The sequence below is a fragment of the Bulleidia sp. HCP3S3_C9 genome (assembly GCF_052064035.1).
Lineage (GTDB): Bacteria > Bacillota_I > Bacilli_A > Erysipelotrichales > Erysipelotrichaceae > Bulleidia.
Map to the genome: position 1 here is coordinate 1 of NZ_JBQHWJ010000106.1, position 1788 is coordinate 1788.

At 27.6% G+C, this 1788-nt stretch carries 1 protein-coding gene; it reads left to right on the plus strand.

Going from position 1 to position 1788, the window contains the following annotated elements:
• Positions 1-114: 114 nt before the first annotated feature.
• Entirely contained in the window at positions 115-1566 is a 1452-nt protein-coding gene (locus ACTND6_RS10945; protein WP_441024271.1) for an ATP-binding cassette domain-containing protein, read from the plus strand.
• The last annotated feature ends 222 nt before the right edge of the window (positions 1567-1788 follow it).

Genomic DNA, 1788 nt, shown 5'->3' on the forward strand with positions numbered 1-1788 from the left:
AATTCAGCACATCGATGCAAGAAATATCCATAACCTATTGGCTTATATCAAAATAAGTACTAAAAAATGGCTTAAATAAGCTAAATAACATTTGACTTATTAGGGAGGTTAATAATGCTGAGACACTTCTTGTTGACATCTAAAAAATCAGCTGTTGCTTTTTCAATCGTGTATTTAATAACACGGGTTTTATATCTTATCACGCCTTTGACTGTGACATATTTGATACAATGCGTTGAAAATAAAGATAGTAATTGCTTTTTACATACTGCAGTATTTTATATTGTTCTCTTTTTTGTTACACAGATAATGGACTATTTTACGGATATTACAGAAGAAAAATGTTATGCAGATTCATATGTCAATCTAGTTAGATTGATATCTCATAAAATTTCATTCAGGAATTATCGCAATTCAGATTTATCACTTGAAGAAATTAATCAATTGACTGGACAGGAATTCGAAAAAGCAAATAAATATTTTTTTGTGGAGATTATTCGTTTAATTTACTATGTTTTGTCAATTTTATTTATTCTGTGGATGCTATTTGTTAATTCCTGGAAAATAGCAATCGTAATCTTAGTGTTATTAATGATATTTATTCCATTAAACTTGAAAATGGGTAAAGATATTGATGGAAAGTCTGAAAAAACATTAAACTCAATGGCGAGACTGAAATCATTGTTGAATGATCAATATATAACTTCAAAGGAGGATCATTTTCTTGAAAATAAACAGATAGATGAATCTTCTTATGGCACTTATGTACGAACATTTACAAAAGATATTAATGAAAAAATCAAATCTGTTTCATTTTATTTAAACATTATCTCTTACGGAAGCTTGAACATGCTTATTACTGTAATGCTGATTCTTGTCTGCTATTTTGCTTTAAAGGGTGAAATCAGATTTAGTACAATATATTTGTTCAATAGTTATACTTCTCAGTTATGGAGCCCTGGAGAATTTATTTTTGGGTTTCGCTCAAAATATAAAGAATGTACTCCTATATTTAATAAAATCAAAAGAATTGAAAATATAGAAGAAACTGAAAGTTCTTCAGAGGTAATAAACAATATTTCTTTTGTTAATTATGTTGGAACAGCACAAGATAACAAACCTTTACATAAGCAAATTACGGTAACTTTATCGAAAAATAATATTTATTTGTTAAAGGGAGAAAATGGGTCTGGAAAAACAACAATGATTGAAAATCTTTTGGGATTTTCAAATCGCTATAGAGGGTGTATTAAAATCAATGGAAAAAATGATATAACCGCAGATGATTTTCTTTATATTCCATCAAAACCTTTTATATCATTTTTCTATGATGAAAAATTATCAAAAGGATCTGATGGTCAAAAGAAAAAACATCAGATTTCAAAAGCTTTAAAAGAAGATAAAACTGTTATCATTATGGATGAGCCAACTAACTTCTTAGATGCATCTACCAAACAAAAATTCATTCAATTTCTAAATGAGTTAAAAACTAATCACATATTAATTATTGTTACACATGATCCAATATTTGATGAAATAAATGCAAAAATTATTAATTTAAGTTGACTGTATTTCTTATGTTTCATATAAAAAAGTGAAATTAAAAAAATGTATAAACAAATTTCTTTCGTTAAGTTAAGAATAGTGAAATTGTCTAGAAAAATATATTCATTCAAGATGGTATATATAAATTAGCTCATCCAGCTGAGTCAAATCTATATACATCTCCTTTCTCTTCCGGCTTAGTATCGGCCCGGAAACCGAGTAGAATTGAGATTGTGAATGCGT